We start from the raw sequence: 17139 nt of genomic DNA on the forward strand, positions 1-17139 counted from the left end.
TCGTTACTGTCCTGTGATCTGGCTCCCACTCCTGTGAATAAACGCACGAACGGCAAGAACGATCATTTCTGGCTGCAAGAGTGGTCTTCGCATTGCTCATGCGTTCTTTGCGGGCTGTTCATGAAGTGAACGATGTCTCCCGGTCAAAGATCCAGAAATCGTCCCCCGGGAGCATGTTCGTGGCAGCCCTTGCACGCTGGTGTGTTCGGCACCGCCTCGTCGCCGTCCTGCTGTGGCTCCTGGCCTTCGGCGGGGTCACCGCGGCCGCCGCCGTCGCGGGCTCGGCGTACTCGAACGACTACGAGGCCCCCGGCACCGAGTCGGGCCGCGCCACCGAGTTGCTGCGCGAGGGGTTCCCGGACCTCGGCGGCGACAGCGACACCGTCGTCTGGCACACCTCGTCCGGCACGGTCCGTGCCGCCGACGTCGAACAGACCATGACCGAGACCCTGGACGCGATCGCGGACCTGCCCGGAGTGGCGTCCGTGGCCGGTCCTTACGGTGACCAGGGCGCCGCCCGGATCAGCGCGGACGGGCACACCGCGTACGCCACGATCACCTTCGCCGACCGCGCCGAGGACATCGACAGCGCCCGGGCCGGGAAGGTCGTCCACACCGCCAGGGCCGCCGAGACCGACGGGCTCCAGGTGGAGCTGGGCGGCAGCGCCGTCGCGCTCACCGAGTCGGCCGGCGGGCACGTGGCCGAGGTGGTCGGCGTGGTCGTCGCCGCCCTCGTCCTCTTCCTCGCCTTCGGCTCCCTCGCCGCCTCGCTGCTGCCCATCGCGACCGCGCTGGTCGGGGTCGGCACCGCGTACGCCGCGATCGTGCTGCTCGGGCACGGCATGACCGTCGCCGACTTCGCGCCCATGCTCGGCATGCTCATCGGGCTCGGCGTCGGCATCGACTACGCCCTCTTCATCGTCACCCGGCACCGGCGCGGGCTGAAACGCGGGCTCAGCGTCTCCGAGGCGGCCGTCAACGCCGTCACCACCACCGGACGGGCCGTGGTCTTCGCGGGCGCCACCGTTTGCATAGCCCTGCTCGGCATGCTGATCCTTCAGCTCAGCTTCCTCAACGGGGTCGCGATCGCTGCCTCGTTGACCGTCGTCCTGACGGTCGCCGCCTCCGTCACCCTGCTGCCCGCGCTGCTGTCCTTCATCGGGATGCGCGCCCTCAGCCGGCGCGAGCGACGCCGGCTGACCGAGCACGGCCCCCAGCCCGAACTGCCGACCGGGCTCGCCGCCCGCTGGTCCGCCTTCGTGGAGCGCCACCCCAAGCTGCTCGGCGTGATCGCGCTCGCCGTCATGACCGTCCTCGCGCTGCCCACCCTCGACCTCCACCTGGGCACCTCCGACCAGGGCAACGACCCCAAGTCGTCGACCACACGCCAGGCCTACGACCTCCTCGCCGAGGGCTTCGGTCCCGGCGTCAACGGCCCGCTGACACTGGTGACTCGTGTCGACGGCGCCGAGGACAAGCTCGCCCTCGACAACCTCGACGCCACCATCCGCACCACCGACGGCGTCGCCTCGGTGACCCCGGTGACCTACAACTCGGGCGGCGACACCGGGTACTTCACGATCGTCCCGGACTCCGCGCCCCAGTCGCAGAGGACCAGCGACCTCGTCGACCGGCTGCGCACCGAGGTGCTGCCGCGCGCCGAGACCGGCACCTCCCTCGACATCCACGTCGGCGGAGTGACCGCGAGCTACGACGACTTCGCGGAGGTCATCGTCGGCAAGCTCCCCCTGTTCGTCGGTGTCGTCATCGGCCTGGGCTGCCTCCTGCTGCTGCTCGCCTTCCGCTCCCTCGGCATTCCCGCGAAGGCCGCCGCGATGAACGTGGCCGCGGTCGCCGCCGCCTTCGGTGTCGTCGTCGCGATCTTCCAATGGGGCTGGGGGAGCGAGCTGTTGGGCCTGGGCCGGGCCGGACCGATCGAGCCCTTCCTCCCCGTGATCATGGTGTCGGTCCTCTTCGGGCTCTCCATGGACTACCAGGTCTTCCTCGTCAGCCGGATGTACGAGGAGTGGCTGGAGACCGGCGACAACCGGCGGGCCGTGCGCGTCGGGCTCGCCGAGACCAGCCGGGTGATCAACTCCGCCGCCGTCATCATGATCTCCGTCTTCCTCGCCTTCGTGCTCAGCGGCGACCGAGTGATCGCCATGTTCGGCATCGCGCTCGCCGCCGCCGTCGCCCTCGACGCCTTCGTGCTCCGCACGCTCCTCGTGCCCGCCCTCATGCACCTGCTGGGCGGCGCCAACTGGTGGCTGCCGAGCTGGCTGGACGCCCGGCTGCCGCGCATCAGCATCGAGCCGCCCGAGTGCCGCGCCGCCCATGAAAGGCTGGCCGCGGCAACGGACGCCGAGGTGGCGGACGTACTGGCGGAGGGGGACGGGCTCGATGTACGCGACATCACTGGGTGACGACGGAGCGGAACTGCGGCCGCTTGAGCCGTGGCACGCCGAGGAGTTCCTCGCGCACCTGGAGCGCGGGCGGGAGTTCATCGGGCAGTTCATCGCCTTCGGCTCGAAGGCGACGGACGTCGACTCCACCCGGGCCATGCTCCAGCGGTACGCCGACATGCGCGCCGCCGACACCGGCTCCCTGCACGGCCTGTGGCTGGAGGGGAAACTCGTCGGCGGAGTGCTCTTCCTGAACTTCGACGCGGAGAACGGCAACTGCGAGGTCGGCTGCTGGCTGGAGCCCGCGGGCACCGGGCGCGGACTGGTGACCCGCGCGATGCGCGTACTCATCGACTTCGCCGTCGAACAGCGGGGGATCCACCGGGTCGAATGGGTCGCCGCGGCAGGTAACACCCCCAGCCTGAACGTGGCCCGGCGCCTCGGAATGACCCGCGATGGCGTGCATCGCCAGGCGCACCCCTATGGTGGGGTGCGGCACGACCTGGAGGTGTGGTCGATCCTCGCCCCCGAGTGGCGTGAAGCACGCGCGCGTGCCGCCGACCGATAGGGGTCCCGTTGATCGTCAAGAAGCGTTGACGATCATTAAGAGACTTCTCAGACTGCGTCCGTACGGTGCGAGGCATGGGAATCAAGACAGCTGACGAGGCCGCCAACGAGGCCACCGAAGAAAAGCGCGACAAGGAGGCGGTCGACGTCACCAAGGCCGAGAACAACGAGGCCGCCGGAGCCGGAGAGGCGACGGACATCGTCGGCTCCACGGAGATCATCGAATCCGGCGACGAGGCGGCCGACGCCGACCTCACGGACGACGACGAGCTGGACGAGATCGTCCTCGCCGAGGAGGAGTCGACCTCCGGTGTCGTCGTCCAGGGTGCGGGCGCGATCGTGTCCGCCGTGCTCGGCCTGGTCTCCCTGACCGGTGGCTGGATCGGCACCGTGGCCGCCGCGCGTGAGACCCTCGTGGGCCAGCTGGGCACCTCCTCGACGGCGAGTGTCGCCACCCAGATCAAGGAGGTGTACGGCGACGCGTGGAAGACCAGCGCCCTGTGGGCCGGCATCTTCGCGCTGCTCGCCCTGATCGTCGGCGCCGTGGTGCTGGTGCGCCCCGCGTTCGGCGCCCCGGGCAAGCCGCAGCCGGTGTGGATCAAGTCGGTCTCCTGGGCGGGCGTCGTCATCGGTGTCGTAGGACTGCTCCTGGCGGTTCTCAAGTACACCGACGTCCTGCTCGGACTGCCCTCCGCGAGCTGAATCACCGCAGGCCCCGAGGGGTCTTAGGACATCCGTAAGCACCTTACGGAGTTCCTGAGGCCCCTCCTGCGCGTCTAAGGCCCCCGGGGCCCCCGAAGATGCGGAACTCTCCCGATGTGGCGCACCCCCCTTGGAGACGAAGGTAGAGGCATCGCAGAAAGCGAAGCCAGAAACCGCCTCTCACAAGGGACACACCATGTACGAGTACGAGCTCCAGCAGGCCCGCTCCGCCGAACTGCTCCGCCAGGCCGAGCACGAGCGCCTGGTCCGCGAGGCCGTCCGCGCCCGTCGCGCCGCTCGCCGCGAGGCCCGTGCCGAGGACGAGCGCCATACCCCGCTCGTCCGGCGGCTACGATCCCGCGCCGCGTGAACGCGGGGCCCGGCGAGGGCGGCCGCACGGGGGACGGCCGCCCTCGGGATCCCCTGCCGGGGGATGCCCGCCGAGCCTCGGACAGCGGCCTCCCGGAGAACACCGTCGTTCTCCGGGAGGCCGCTGCCGCGCGTACCCCCGCCCCCGCACCGAAAACAGGTGCCCTGTTGTCGGACCCCCGTGCGATGCTCGGGCTCGTGGAGACCAAGTCCGTCAGTCCGGTGTTCGTCGGCCGCAGCGAGGAGCTGCTCGCGCTGAACGAGGCGCTCACCCGTGCCGCCGCGGGCGAGCCGCAGGCCGTGCTGCTCGGCGGGGAGGCCGGCGTCGGAAAGACGCGCCTGGTCGAGGAGTTCGCCACCGCGGCCTGCCGACGCGGCGCCGTCGTCGCGCTCGGCGGCTGTGTCGAGATCGGCGCCGACGGCCTGCCCTTCGCCCCCTTCTCCACCGCCCTGCGCGCCCTGCGCCGCGAACTGCCCGACGAACTCGCCGCCGCGGCCGCGGGCCAGGAGGAGGAGCTGAACCGGCTGCTGCCCGAACTGGGCGAGGCGGTCACCGCCAAGGGCGCCGGCCGGCACGACGAGGAGGGCATGGCCCGCCTCTTCGAACTCACCGCGCGCGTCCTGGAGCGCGTCGCCGCCGACCGCACCGTCGTCGTCGCCCTGGAGGACCTGCACTGGGCCGACGCCTCCACCCGCCACCTCCTGGCCTACCTCTTCCGCACCCTGCGCACCGGCCGCCTCGTCGTCCTGGCCACCTACCGCGCCGACGACATCCACCGCCGCCACCCGCTGCGCCCCCTGCTCGCCGAACTCGACCGGCTGCGCACCGTCCGCCGCCTGGACCTGAGCCGCTTCAACCGCGCCGAGGTCGCCCGCCAGGTCGCCGGCATCCGCGCCGCCGAACCCGACCCCGCCCTGGTCGACGAGATCTTCGAACGCTCGGATGGCAACGCCTTCTTCGTCGAGGAACTCGCCGTCGCCGCCCGCGAGGGCTGCTGCACCGGCCTCACCGACACCCTCCGCGACCTGCTCCTGGTCCGCGTCGAAGGGCTGCCCGAGAGCGCCCAGCGGGTCGCCCGGGTCGTCGCCGAGGGCGGCTCCACCGTCGAGTACCGGCTGCTCGCCGCCGTCGGGGGCCTCGCCGAGGACGACCTCATCGAGGCGCTGCGGGCCGCCGTGAACGCCAACATCCTGCTCGCCACCCCGGCCGGCGACGGCTACCGCTTCCGCCACTCCCTGGTCCGCGAGGCAGTCGGCGACGACCTGCTGCCCGGGGAGCGCTCCCGCCTCAACCGCCGCTACGCCGAGGCCCTGGAGGCCGACCGCACCCTCGTCCCCGCCGACGAGCGCGTGATGCGCCTGGCCAGCTACTGGTACCACTCGCACAACGCCGCCAAGGCCCTGCCCGCCGTCCTCGACGCCTCCGTCGAGGCCCGCCGCCGGCACGCCTACAGCGAGCAACTGCGGCTCCTGGAACGGGCGATGGAGCTGTGGGACACCGCCCCCGCCGACCTCCGCGCCGCACTGCGCCCCGTCGACTACACCGAGGTCTACCCGCCCTGCGGCTGCGACCCCGCCACCACGCCTTTGCGCTACCTCGACCTGATGGCCGAGGCCGCCGTCGCAGGGCGGCTCTGCGGGGAACGCGAACGCGCCCTGAAGATCACCAAGCGCGCGCTGCATCTGCTGGAGGACGAGAACGACCCGCTGCGCGCCGCCTGGTTCTGGGTCCAGCGCTCCCGCCTGGTGCAGGCCCAGGCCCGCGGTGACGGCTGGCAGGAGCTGGGCACCGCCCAGGACCTGGTCCGCGGCCTGCCCCCGTCCGAGGTGCACGCCGACGTCCTCGCCAACGCGGCCAACTGGTCCATGCTCCACGAGCCCGGCCCCGACGCCCTCGTCGCCGCCGAGCGCGCCGTCGAGTACGCGCGCATGGTCGGCGCCCGCGAGATCGAGCTCAACGCCCGCCTCACCCTCGGCGGCCTCATGGTCGACTCCGGCTCCGTCGCGGCCGGGCTCGCCGAGATGGAGGAGGTCAGGCAACAGGCTCTGGCGGAAGGCGTCGCCCATGTCGCGGGCCGCGCCTACGTAAACCTCCCCTCCGAACTCGTCGCCGTCGGCCGCACCAGGGAAGCCGTGACCCTCCTCCAGGAAGGTCTCTCGTACACCCGGAAGTTCGGCCAGCTGGACTCCGAGGCCTGGGTGTGGGCCAATCTCTCGGAAGCCCTGTACCTCCTGGGCCGCTGGGACGAGGCCACCGACGCCGCCGCGTCCGCTCTGCGCGTCGGGGTCAACGTCAAACCCCAGGGGGGCGGCGCCGTCTGCCTGGCGCACATCGCCCTCGGCCGGGGCGACCTGCCCGAAGCGGCCCGCCAACTGGCCGCCGCCCACGGCTACTTGGGCACCCACGACCCCATGCCCCAGCACACCCTCCTCCTCTCCCGCATCGAGATCGGCGTGGCCGCCGCCGAGGGCCGCCTCCACGACGCCCGCACCGAACTCGTCCGCGCCCTGGACTCCGGCATGCCGCCGGGCACCCAGCAGTACGGCTGGCCGCTGCTCCTGGCCGCCGCCACCGCCGAGGCCGACGCCCGCGCCCTGCCCGCCGCTGCCGAGGGCCGCGCCGCCGTGCTCGAACGGCTCCGCGCCGCCGCCAAGACGTCCACCACCGACTCCCCGCTCTGGCTCGCCCACGAGAAGTGGGTACGCGCCGAACTCGCCCGCGCCGAGGGCCACGACACCGTGGACACCTGGTCGGTGGTGGTCACCGAACTCGAACGGCTCGACCGCCCCTACGACCTCGCCCGCGCCCGGCACCGCCTGGCCGAGGCCCTGCTCCTGTCCGGCGGCGACGAGGACCGCGACGGCACGGAGGGACGCGATCGTGGGGAGGAACGCGACCGCGCCACGGAGCTGCTGCGCCTGGCCCACGCCGTCGCCGACCACCTCGGTGCACGCCCGCTCGCCGACGCCGTCGCCCTGCTGGCCCAGCGCGCCCGCCTCACCCTGAACCACCTCCCGGCCCCGCGCTCCGCCGACCCCGTCGAGGCCCTCGGCCTCACCAGCAGGGAGCGCGATGTGCTGCGCCTGGTGTCGGCCGGCCGCACCAACCGGCAGATCGCCGAGGAACTCTTCATCTCCCCGAAGACGGCGAGCGTCCACGTATCGAACATACTGGGCAAGCTGGGCGTCTCAGGCAGGGGAGAGGCGGCGGCGCTGGCCCATCGGCTGGAGCTGTTTCCCTCCGACCAGCTGGGCTCGACCCTGTGACCTACCGGCAGCGGGGGACCCACCGGCAGCGGAGGCGCCGTGTTCAACATGTTCGAGGAGCTGTTCGCACCAGGGCGCAAGCACACCCATGACGAGCAGAAACGGCTGGAGCTGTCCCGGGAGGACGTCGGCGACAACGACCCCGGACGCGGACCGATAGACCTCGCGTCCGGGAAGGTCGTCGTGCGTCGACCGAACCCGGACGCGGCGGACGAGACGGATGAGGAGGGCGAGACCGGCGCGGAGAAGGCGGGCGGCGCCGAGGAGGCGGGCGGCCCCGAGGAGTGAGGTCCTGGCCCCTTCTACCTCACTACTTCACCTGCAACTCCAGAATCCGGTCGTCCCCCGACTTCGGGTCGCCCCGGCCGTCCGTGTTGCTCGTCGTGAGCCACAGCTTGTCGCCGCCGGCCGAGACCACCGTGCGCAGCCGGCCGTACTTGCCGTCCAGGAAGGACTGCGGGTCCGCCGCCGCCTCCGTGCCCTTGAGCGGGATGCGCCACAGCCGCTGGCCCTTCAGACCCGCCATCCAGATCGAGCCCTCCGCCCAGGCGGCGCCGCTGGGGGAGGCGTCGTCCGTGTGCCACTGGGCTATCGGATTCTGGAACTTCGCGTCGTCGGACTTGCCCTCGGCGACCGGCCAGCCGTAATTCCCGCCCGGCTTGATCGCGTTCAGCTCGTCCCAGGTGTCCTGGCCGAACTCCGAGGCGAACAGCCGCTGTTCGGAGTCCCAGGTGAGGCCCTGCACATTGCGGTGGCCGTAGGAGTACACCGGCGAGTTCGGGAACGGGTTGCCCGGGGCCGGGTCGCCCTCCGGGGTCAGGCGCAGGATCTTGCCGCCCAGGGACTTCTTGTCCTGGGACAGACCCCGCTCGCCGCTCTCGCCCGTGCCCGCGTAGAGCATCTTGTCCGGGCCGAAGGCGATCCGGCCGCCGTTGTGGATATAGCCCTTGGGGATGCCCTTGAAGATCGTGTCCGGAGCGCCCAGCTGCTCCCCGGCGGGCTTCTTCTCGTCGTAGAGCACGCGCACTATGCGGTTGTCCGAGGCCGAGGTGAAGTACGCGTAGATCATGTGGTCCGAGGCGAAGTCCGGGGAGAGGGCGATGCCGAGGAGGCCGCCCTCGCCGGCCGGGGAGACACCCGCGACCTCGCCCAGCTCCGTCTTCTTGCCGGACTCCTCGTCCACCCGCGTGATCGTCCCCTTGTCGCGCGAGGAGACGAGCAGGTCGCCCTCGGGCAGCGGGGCGAGACCCCAGGGGCTGTTCAGCCCGGTGGCGACGGTCCTGACCACCTTGACCGAGCCCTTGGCGGGCGGGCCCTGGTCGGCGGCCTGCTGGGACGGGGAGGAACGGGCCGTCGTACCCCCTGTCGTCGTACTGTCGCCGTCGCCCGGTGTTCCTCCGCCGTCCGAATCGGAGGAGCATCCGGTGCTCAGCAGGAGTGCGGTCGCGGCCAGCACGGCCGACACAACTCGTCGTCGCACGATCTCGGTCCCTTCGAAGCGGCGGGTTCTACTTGTCTTACACCGCCCGCGCCTCCCAGGTTCCCGATCTCCGTCAGCCGATGCACGAACGAGGCGGGTCGCGCCGCCGGGCTGTGGACTGTGAGCGGGTCCGACCGGGTACCGCCCCGCTCGGTCCCTCGTTCCCCTCACCTGCTCACTCCCACGACCCCTGCACCGCGGGCAGCTCCTTCACCTCGGTCAGGTCCTGCGGGGTCAGGCGCAGGGCGGCCGCCGTCGCGTTCTCCGTCGCCCAGCGTTCCCGCTTCGTGCCCGGGACCGGTATCACGTGCGGGCCCCGCGCCAGGACCCAGGCCAGGGCCACCTGGGCCGGGGTGACGGTGTCGCCGTGCCGGGCGGCTATCCGGCGCAGACCGGCGACGATCGGCTGGTTGGCGGCCATCATCTCGGCGGTGAAACGGGGGTGGCGGGCGCGGACGTCGTCCGACTCGAAGCCCTCGCCGGGAGTGAGCGTGCCGGTCAGGAAACCGTTGCCCAGCGGCATCGCCGCCAGGAAGCCGACCCCGCGCGCCTCGCACCACGGCAGCAGCGAGTCGAGGGCCTCCGGCGACCACACGGACAGCTCCGCCTCGACCGCGCTCACCGGGAACACCTGCTGGACGCGGCGCAGTTGGCCGAGCGTGGTGTCGTGCAGGCCGGTGCCCGAGCGGCGGCCGGCCCGCGCGCCCACCGCGCACAGGCCCAACGCCCTTACCTTTCCTGCCTGTACGAGCTCCGCCATCGCGCCCCACGTCTCCTCGACGGGGACCTCGGGGTCGGCCCGGTGCAGCTGGTAGAGGTCGATCACGTCCGTCTGCAGGCGGCGCAGCGACGCGTCGCAGGCCCGTTTCACATAGCCGGGGCGGCCGTTGGCGACGATGTGCTGCTCGCCGACGAGCAGGCCGACCTTCGTCGACACGAAGGCCTCCTCGCGCCGCTCCCGCAACACCCGCCCCAGCAGCAGCTCGTTGGTGAAGGGGCCGTACATGTCCGCGGTGTCCAGGAGGGTCGAGCCCAGGTCCAGCGCCCGGTGCACCGCTCTGACCGACTCGTCGCCCCGCTGCCGGGACCCGCTGTAGGCCCAGCTCATCGGCATGCACCCAAGGCCCACGGCCCCCACCGCGAGTGCCCCCGCGCCGATCGTCCTGCGCTCCACCTGCTCGTGACCCTCCCTCTGCCGAGCCCCCAACCTAACCTCTGCGCCCGCGGGCACCTGACATAGCCTCCTGGCATGACTGCTGACGTGTGGCTTCCCATCCCGCCGGAACAGATCGAGGGCCTTCCCGAAGGCCCCAACTACCTCTTCTGGGACGGCGGTGAAGACTTCCCGGCGGACCCGGCCGCGTGCGCCTACTACGTCGTCCCCTACATGAAGTCCGCCGAGGTCGCGCTGCGTCCGCTGTCGGCGCTGAGCTCCGTCGAGGTCGTCCAGACGCTGTCGGCCGGCATCGACACCCTGGAGCCGGGGCTGAAGCACCTGCCCGCGGGCGTGCGCGTGTGCAACGCGCGTGGGGTGCACGAGGCGAGCACCGCGGAACTGGCGCTCACCCTGGTCCTCGCCTCGCTGCGGGGGGTGCCCGACTTCGTCCGCGGCATGGACCGGGGGGAGTGGCGCGGCGGGTTCCGGCCGGCGCTCGCCGACCGGAACGTGCTCATCGTGGGGTACGGATCGATCGGTTCCGCGATCGAGGACCGGCTCGTTCCGTTCGAGGTCGCGCGGGTGGCGCGCGTCGCGCGCTCCGCGCGCACCACGGAGCGCGGACCGGTGCATCCGCTCACCGAACTGCCCGCGCTGCTGCCCGAGGCGGACGTCGTCATCCTCATCACGCCCCTCACCGAGAGCACCCGTCACCTGGCCGGCGCCGACTTCCTCGCGCGCATGAAGGACGGCGCGCTCCTGGTGAACGTCGCCCGCGGCCCCGTCGTCGACACCAAGGCGCTGCTCGCCGAGCTGGAGAGCGGCCGCATCACCGCCGCCCTCGACGTCACCGACCCCGAACCCCTGCCCAGCGAGCACCCGTTGTGGCGGGCACCGGGCCTGCTCATCAGCCCCCACGTCGGCGGTCCCACGTCCGCGTTCCTGCCGCGTGCCAAGCGTCTGCTCGTGGACCAGTTGACCCGATTCGTGAACCGGGAGCCGCTGCGCAACGTGATCCTTACGACAGGCGCAAACAGCGCGTGACCCCTACGAGTTGAGCGTCGCGCGCGCCATCCGCGCGACCGGCGCAACGGGCGCGTAATCCGGTTCCGGTACCCTCCGCAACCTTCCGGATGCGGTGGGTGTACTCAACTCCGTTGGCCGTCACGGAGCGTAGAGGAACTATGTCCCTGAGTGACGAGACTGGTGTATCGTCCCGACAGGGGCTGCGCCGTGCACCGTTCGGCGCCGGGGATGGACATTGAGACTGTGAGGGGGGCGACGGGCGATGCACGGCCTATGGACGAACGACCCGACGCGGCGGGGTCGCCGGCGGCGACCCTGGCGTGCCACCGCGCGCAGACGCGGTCACCATGGCAGTCACGGCTGCCGGCACAGCCATCACCACCGCAGGCACAGCAGCAGCCGCAGAAGGCATGCGCATCCAGCGCACCGGGACCCGCGGGACCCGGGAGCGACGCGGACCGGGAGGGCCCGGTGAGCTCGCCACGGCCTTCCGCGACCACCCTCGACGGAGCGCTGCGGGCACAGCCTTCGTCCGGGACGCCGCTGCCTCGTCCGCCGGCCGTCGGCGGGCTGAGCCTGGTCCACCAACTCGTCCTGGCCCTGGTCTGCGCGGGATACGCCGTCGGTTCCGCGCTCGGCTGGGGTTCGGAGCAAGTCGCCCTGGTCATGGGCGACTTCGGGCTGAGCGCCGCAGCGGGCACGGCCGCCGTGTCCTGCTTCGTCTACACGCGCAGCCGCCGTATCCGCTTTCGACCCGCCTGGCTGCTGTTCGCCCTCTCCTCGGCGATGGCGGCCCTGGGCAACGGAGTCTGGGGGTGGTACGAGGTGGTCCTGGGCCGCCAGGTGCCCACACCCAGCTTCGCCGACCTGTTCTTCCTCTGCTTCGCGCCGCCCGCCATCGTGGGACTGCTGGTACTCGCCAAGCGCCCGGTCACGAAGGCCGGTTGGGTCTGTCTCGGGCTCGACGCCTGGCTGATCGGCGGCTCGCTGCTCACGCTGTCGTGGAGCCTCGCGCTCGCCCAGGCCGCCAAGTTCGACGGACCGAGCGTCGCGCACACCGCGCTGTCGCTGGCGTACCCACTGCTGGACATCGCCCTGGTCAGCATGGTGCTCGCGCTGCACTTCAGGCGCTCGTCCGTCAACCGCACCGCGGTGAACACCGCGATCGGCGCGCTCGCCCTCACGGTGATGTGCGACGCCCTGTTCACCTCACCGCTGCTGCACAACAACTACCGCTCGGGCCAACTCCTCGACGCGGGCTGGTTCGCCGGCTCCCTGCTGCTCGCCTACGCCCCCTGGGCCACACCCCGTCATCCGGCGGACGGCGACCGGCGGGCCGGCGACGGGCACACGCGCGTGGTGCACGAACACCTCCCCGGACCGCGCGGCGGCACCCACCAGCACCACGTCCCCGCACCGGGCGGCGAGAGCGGCCGCTATCCGGCCGCCCGGCCCATCGCCGGCTCGCTGGCCGCCCTCACGCCCTATCTCGCCGCCGCCGTCTGCACATTGGGGATCCTCTACAACGTCCTCAACGGCCGCAGCGTCGACCGCGTGGTGCTCCTCACCGGCGGCACCGTCGTGCTCGCCCTCGTGGTGCGCCAGGGCATCATGCTGCTCGACAACATCACCCTCACCCAGGAACTGGCCCAGAAGGAGAACCACTTCCGCTCCCTGGTCCAGGGCTCCAGCGACGTCATCATGATCGCCGCACCGAACGGCATCCTGCGGTACGTCTCCCCGGCCGCCGCCGGGGTCTACGGCCGGCCCGCCGAGGAGCTGGTGGGCACCGAACTGGCGCATCTCATCCACCCGGAGGACCTGGGCTGCGTGGTGCACGAGGTACGCCGCTTCCTCGCCGCGGGACCGCCCGAGGAACCCATCACCCGCATCGAGTGCCGCTTCCGCTCGGGCGACGGCGGCTGGCTGAACGTCGAGTCCACGGTCAACCGCCACCAGGGCGGCCTGATCTTCAACAGCAGGGACGTCACCGAACGCGTGCGCCTGCAGGCCCAGTTGCAGCACAACGCCGAACACGACCCGCTCACCGACCTGCCCAACCGCGCCCTGTTCACCCAGCGGGTCCAGCAGGCGCTGTCCGGCCGCCGCGCCTCCGACCGGGGCGCAGGACTGCGCGGCACGGCCGTCCTCTTCATCGACCTCGACGGCTTCAAGGCCGTCAACGACACCATCGGCCACCAGGCAGGTGACGAACTGCTCGTCCAGGCCGCCCGCCGGCTCCAGGACGCCGTCCGGCACGGGGACACCGCCTCCCGGCTCGGCGGCGACGAGTTCGCGGCCCTGATCGTCGGCGACGGCTCCCGCGACCGCACCGCCAGAGAGCGCCACATCCTGGAGCTCGCCGACCGCCTCAGGGTCACGCTCTCGCAGCCGTATCTCATCGACGGCAACGATGTCCGGGTCGCCGCCTCCATCGGCGTAGCCTTCGCCGAACCGGGCCTCGGCGCGGGCGAGTTGCTGCGCAACGCCGACCTCGCGATGTACCGAGCGAAGGCGGGCGGCAAGGGCCGCGTCGAGCTGTACGCGCCCCAGATGCAGCAGGACGTCGTACGCAAGGCGGAGCTGGCCACGCGTCTGCGGGCCGCGCTGCACGACGGCGAGTTCGCCCTGCTGCACCAGCCCGTGGTGTGCCTTGCGGACGGCCGGATCACCTCGGTCTGCGCGCAGGCGCGCTGGCGGTCCTCGCAGGGGGTGCTGTTCACCCCCGCCGAGTTCCTGCGCGTGGCCGAGGACAGCGACAAGACGCAGGAACTGGGCCGCTGGATCCTGGAGGAGGCGGTCGAACAGGCCGCCGAGCGCACCGCCACGGGCCTGTCCGTGCCCGTGGGCGTCCGGATGAGCGCCCGGCGCCTGCTGGACCGGTCGATGCCGCTGGGCACGATAGAGGCCCTGCTGACCCGGCACGGCCTGCCCTCCGGTGCCCTGGTGATCGAGCTGTCCGACACCGACCCGCTGGTCTCCCTGGACGAGCTGGAGCGGCGGCTGGGCGCGCTGCGCAGGCTCGGCGTCCGGATCGCGCTGGACGGCTTCGGCAGCGGCTACGCGGCGATCACGGCACTGCGCAGGCTCCCCGTCGACGTGCTCAAGCTCGACCGCGGTCTGGTCGAGGGCGTCGTCGAGTCCGCGCGGCTGCACAAGATCACCAGCGGGCTGCTCAGGATCGCCGGCGACCTCGGGCTGCAGTCCGTGGCCGACGGCGTGGATCTGCCGGAGCAGGTCGTGGCGCTGCGCGCGATGGGCTGCACGCACGGGCAGGGCATGGCGTTCTCCGGCCCGCTGGACGAGTACCGGCTGCGCCGGGCGCTCGGCTCGGGCCACTATCCCGTACCGCACGGTCCGGCCGAACCCGCGTTCGCGGGCGGCCTGCGAGAGCCCGTCGGGCGCCCGGGAGGTGAACTGGCCATGGACAGGGGAGCGGGGGTGTACACAGGAGGTGTGCCCGCCGTTCTGGGAGGCGGGAGCGGTCTGCGCTCACATAATGAGACTCCCGTCCCACCGGCTTGACACGTGGTGCGTGCCGGGAGGAGGGTCTGTGCCATGCGCACCCGAATTCTCGTACTTGGAAAGCGCGTCGGCTGAAGCTGGTGACCTCCGGACGGACCCGGAACTCCCAGCGACACACTCCCGGCGCGCTCCCCTCGCTTGCCTTACGGCACGAGGGGTTTTTTGTTGCACAAGTGCCCGTCGCACACCGCTTGAACACCGCACAAACCTCGCAAAAACCCTCAGCATCGAGAAGAGAATGCCGATGACCGAGCAGGCCACCGGGGCCCACCATCCGCAGCCGCGGCCCCGATCCGGAGGACACCAGTCCGCACCCGAGCACGTCACGGGCGCGCAGTCCCTCATCCGCTCTCTCGAGGAGGTCGGGGCCGACACGGTATTCGGCATTCCCGGCGGTGCGATCCTTCCCGCCTACGACCCGCTGATGGACTCCACCCGGGTCCGGCACGTCCTGGTCCGCCACGAGCAGGGCGCCGGGCACGCGGCCACCGGCTACGCGCAGGCCACCGGCAAGGTCGGCGTCTGCATGGCCACCTCGGGACCCGGCGCCACCAACCTGGTCACCCCGATCGCGGACGCGCACATGGACTCGGTGCCGCTCGTGGCGATCACCGGCCAGGTCGCGTCCAAGGCGATCGGCACGGACGCCTTCCAGGAAGCGGACATCGTCGGCATCACGATGCCGATCACCAAGCACAACTTCCTGGTCACCAAGGCCGAGGACATCCCGCGGACCATCGCGGAGGCCTTCCACATCGCCTCCACCGGCCGCCCGGGCCCGGTCCTGGTCGACATCGCCAAGGACGCCCTCCAGGCCCGCACCACCTTCAGCTGGCCGCCCGCCACGGACCTGCCCGGCTACCGCCCGGTGACCAAGCCGCACGCCAAGCAGATCCGCGAGGCCGCCAAGCTGATCACCGCCGCCAAGCGGCCCGTCCTCTACGTCGGCGGCGGCGTCATCAAGGCCCACGCCACCGCCGAGCTGAAGGTCCTCGCAGAACTCACCGGAGCGCCCGTCACCACCACACTGATGGCGCTCGGCGCATTCCCCGACAGCCACCCGCTGCACGTGGGAATGCCGGGCATGCACGGTGCGGTCACCGCCGTCACCGCGCTGCAGAAGGCCGACCTGATCGTCGCCCTCGGAGCCCGCTTCGACGACCGCGTCACCGGCAAGCTGGACAGCTTCGCCCCGTACGCGAAGATCGTCCACGCCGACATCGACCCCGCGGAGATCGGCAAGAACCGCGCCGCCGACGTGCCCATCGTCGGGGACGCCCGCGAGGTCATCGCCGACCTGGTCCAGGCCGTGCAGAAGGAGCACAGCGACGGCCACACCGGCGACTACAGCGCCTGGTGGAAGGACCTCGACCGCTGGCGCGAGACCTACCCGCTCGGCTACGAGCAGCCCGACAACGGCTCGCTCTCCCCGCAGCAGGTCATCGAGCGGATCGGCCAACTCGCCCCGGAGGGCACGATCTTCGCGGCGGGCGTCGGCCAGCACCAGATGTGGGCCGCGCACTACATCCAGTACGAGAAGCCCGCGACCTGGCTCAACTCCGGTGGCGCCGGGACGATGGGCTACGCGGTCCCGGCCGCGATGGGCGCCAAGGCCGGCGCGCCGGAGCAGACGGTCTGGGCGATCGACGGCGACGGCTGCTTCCAGATGACCAATCAGGAACTCACCACCTGCGCCCTGAACAACATCCCGATCAAGGTCGCCATCATCAACAACGGCGCCCTCGGGATGGTCCGCCAGTGGCAGACCCTCTTCTACAACCAGCGCTACTCCAACACCGTGCTGCACAGCGGCCCGGACGCGGACGGCAAGCAGCCGAGCGCCGGCACGCGCGTCCCCGACTTCGTCAAGCTGTCGGAGGCGATGGGCTGTTACGCGATCCGCTGCGAGTCCCCGGACGACCTCGACAAGGTGATCGAGGAGGCGAACTCGATCAACGACCGCCCGGTCGTCGTCGACTTCATCGTCCACGAGGACGCGATGGTGTGGCCGATGGTCGCGGCCGGCACCTCCAACGACGAGGTCATGTTCGCCCGGGACGTCCGCCCCGACTTCGGCGACAACGAAGACGACTGAGAGAGAGCCGAGTCAGACCCATGAGCAAGCACACCCTCTCCGTCCTCGTCGAGAACAAGCCCGGTGTCCTCGCCCGGATCACCGCTCTGTTCTCCCGGCGCGGATTCAACATCGACTCCCTCGCCGTCGGTGTCACCGAGCACCCCGACATCTCCCGCATCACGATCGTGGTGAACGTGATCGAGGAACTCCCCCTCGAACAGGTCACCAAGCAGCTCAACAAGCTCGTCAACGTGCTGAAGATCGTCGAACTGGAGCCGGGTTCGGCGGTTCAGCGCGAACTCGTTCTGGTGAAGGTGCGCGCCGACAACGAGACGCGCTCCCAGATCGTCGAGATCGTCCAGCTGTTCCGCGCCAAGACCGTCGACGTCTCCCCGGAGGCCGTCACCATCGAGGCCACCGGAAGCAACGAGAAGCTGTCCGCCATGCTCAAGATGCTGGAGCCGTTCGGCATCAAGGAGCTGGTCCAGTCCGGCACCATCGCGATCGGCCGGGGCGCGCGCTCCATCACCGACCGCTCGCTGCGCGCCCTGGACCGCTCCGCGTAAGA

At 71.4% G+C, this 17139-nt stretch carries 12 protein-coding genes; 10 read left to right on the forward strand and 2 right to left on the reverse strand.

Annotated features, from left to right (window positions below):
- Positions 1-179 precede the first annotated feature (179 nt).
- The 6 genes from ACWDR3_RS18125 to ACWDR3_RS18150 all read left to right on the forward strand — a co-directional run bounded on the left by ACWDR3_RS18125 (position 180) and on the right by ACWDR3_RS18150 (position 7595).
- Positions 180-2423 (forward strand): MMPL family transporter, encoded by a 2244-nt coding sequence (locus ACWDR3_RS18125; RefSeq protein ID WP_450353480.1) that lies wholly within the window; start codon positions 180-182, stop codon positions 2421-2423.
- Positions 2401-2970 (forward strand): GNAT family N-acetyltransferase, encoded by a 570-nt coding sequence (locus ACWDR3_RS18130; RefSeq protein ID WP_401722566.1) that lies wholly within the window; start codon positions 2401-2403, stop codon positions 2968-2970. The genes ACWDR3_RS18125 and ACWDR3_RS18130 overlap by 23 nt, the downstream gene beginning before the upstream one ends.
- Positions 2971-3044: 74 nt before the next feature.
- Positions 3045-3671 (forward strand): hypothetical protein, encoded by a 627-nt coding sequence (locus ACWDR3_RS18135; protein ID WP_450353481.1) that lies wholly within the window; start codon positions 3045-3047, stop codon positions 3669-3671.
- Positions 3672-3867: 196 nt separating this feature from the next.
- Positions 3868-4041: a hypothetical protein gene (locus ACWDR3_RS18140; RefSeq protein ID WP_450353482.1), complete on the forward strand. Its 174-nt coding sequence runs from the start codon at positions 3868-3870 to the stop codon at positions 4039-4041.
- A gap of 185 nt (positions 4042-4226) precedes the next feature.
- Positions 4227-7307, forward strand: coding sequence for a helix-turn-helix transcriptional regulator (locus ACWDR3_RS18145; protein WP_450353500.1), 3081 nt, complete (start codon positions 4227-4229; stop codon positions 7305-7307).
- Positions 7308-7355: 48 nt separating this feature from the next.
- Positions 7356-7595: a DUF6191 domain-containing protein gene (locus tag ACWDR3_RS18150; protein WP_450353501.1), complete on the forward strand. Its 240-nt coding sequence runs from the start codon at positions 7356-7358 to the stop codon at positions 7593-7595.
- 22 nt (positions 7596-7617) lie between these two features.
- On the opposite strand, the gene ACWDR3_RS18155 is transcribed toward ACWDR3_RS18150, so the two are convergent.
- Positions 7618-8772, reverse strand: coding sequence for a PQQ-dependent sugar dehydrogenase (locus ACWDR3_RS18155; RefSeq protein WP_450353502.1), 1155 nt, complete (start codon positions 8770-8772; stop codon positions 7618-7620).
- 190 nt (positions 8773-8962) lie between these two features.
- A complete protein-coding gene (locus ACWDR3_RS18160) occupies positions 8963-9961 on the reverse strand; it encodes an aldo/keto reductase (protein ID WP_450353483.1) in 999 nt (332 codons plus the stop codon).
- A gap of 75 nt (positions 9962-10036) precedes the next feature.
- Between ACWDR3_RS18160 and ACWDR3_RS18165 the strand changes: the two genes are divergently transcribed.
- The 4 genes from ACWDR3_RS18165 to ilvN all read left to right on the forward strand — a co-directional run bounded on the left by ACWDR3_RS18165 (position 10037) and on the right by ilvN (position 17137).
- Positions 10037-10987, forward strand: a complete 951-nt coding sequence (locus ACWDR3_RS18165) for a 2-hydroxyacid dehydrogenase (RefSeq protein WP_450353484.1) — start codon at positions 10037-10039, stop codon at positions 10985-10987.
- A gap of 453 nt (positions 10988-11440) precedes the next feature.
- Positions 11441-14494 carry a putative bifunctional diguanylate cyclase/phosphodiesterase gene (locus tag ACWDR3_RS18170; RefSeq protein WP_450353485.1) on the forward strand — a complete coding sequence of 1018 codons (3054 nt, stop codon included), beginning with the start codon at positions 11441-11443 and terminating at the stop codon, positions 14492-14494.
- Positions 14495-14732: 238 nt separating this feature from the next.
- Entirely contained in the window at positions 14733-16589 is a 1857-nt protein-coding gene (locus tag ACWDR3_RS18175) for an acetolactate synthase large subunit (protein ID WP_450353486.1), read from the forward strand.
- 20 nt (positions 16590-16609) lie between these two features.
- Entirely contained in the window at positions 16610-17137 is a 528-nt protein-coding gene (ilvN, locus tag ACWDR3_RS18180) for an acetolactate synthase small subunit (RefSeq protein WP_123997556.1), read from the forward strand.
- Positions 17138-17139: the final 2 nt, after the last annotated feature.

Source organism: Streptomyces sp. NPDC001002, from assembly GCF_053599215.1.

Bases quoted from the DNA above. Each gene is read 5' to 3' on its own strand.
- ACWDR3_RS18130 (WP_401722566.1), top strand. From the start codon at position 2,401: ATGTACGCGACATCACTGGGTGACGACGGAGCGGAACTGCGGCCGCTT.
- ilvN (WP_123997556.1), top strand. From the start codon at position 16,610: ATGAGCAAGCACACCCTCTCCGTCCTCGTCGAGAACAAGCCCGGTGTC.
- ACWDR3_RS18165 (WP_450353484.1), top strand. From the start codon at position 10,037: ATGACTGCTGACGTGTGGCTTCCCATCCCGCCGGAACAGATCGAGGGC.
- ACWDR3_RS18135 (WP_450353481.1), top strand. From the start codon at position 3,045: ATGGGAATCAAGACAGCTGACGAGGCCGCCAACGAGGCCACCGAAGAA.
- ACWDR3_RS18150 (WP_450353501.1), top strand. From the start codon at position 7,356: ATGTTCGAGGAGCTGTTCGCACCAGGGCGCAAGCACACCCATGACGAG.
- ACWDR3_RS18145 (WP_450353500.1), top strand. From the start codon at position 4,227: ATGCTCGGGCTCGTGGAGACCAAGTCCGTCAGTCCGGTGTTCGTCGGC.
- ACWDR3_RS18175 (WP_450353486.1), top strand. From the start codon at position 14,733: ATGCCGATGACCGAGCAGGCCACCGGGGCCCACCATCCGCAGCCGCGG.
- ACWDR3_RS18140 (WP_450353482.1), top strand. From the start codon at position 3,868: ATGTACGAGTACGAGCTCCAGCAGGCCCGCTCCGCCGAACTGCTCCGC.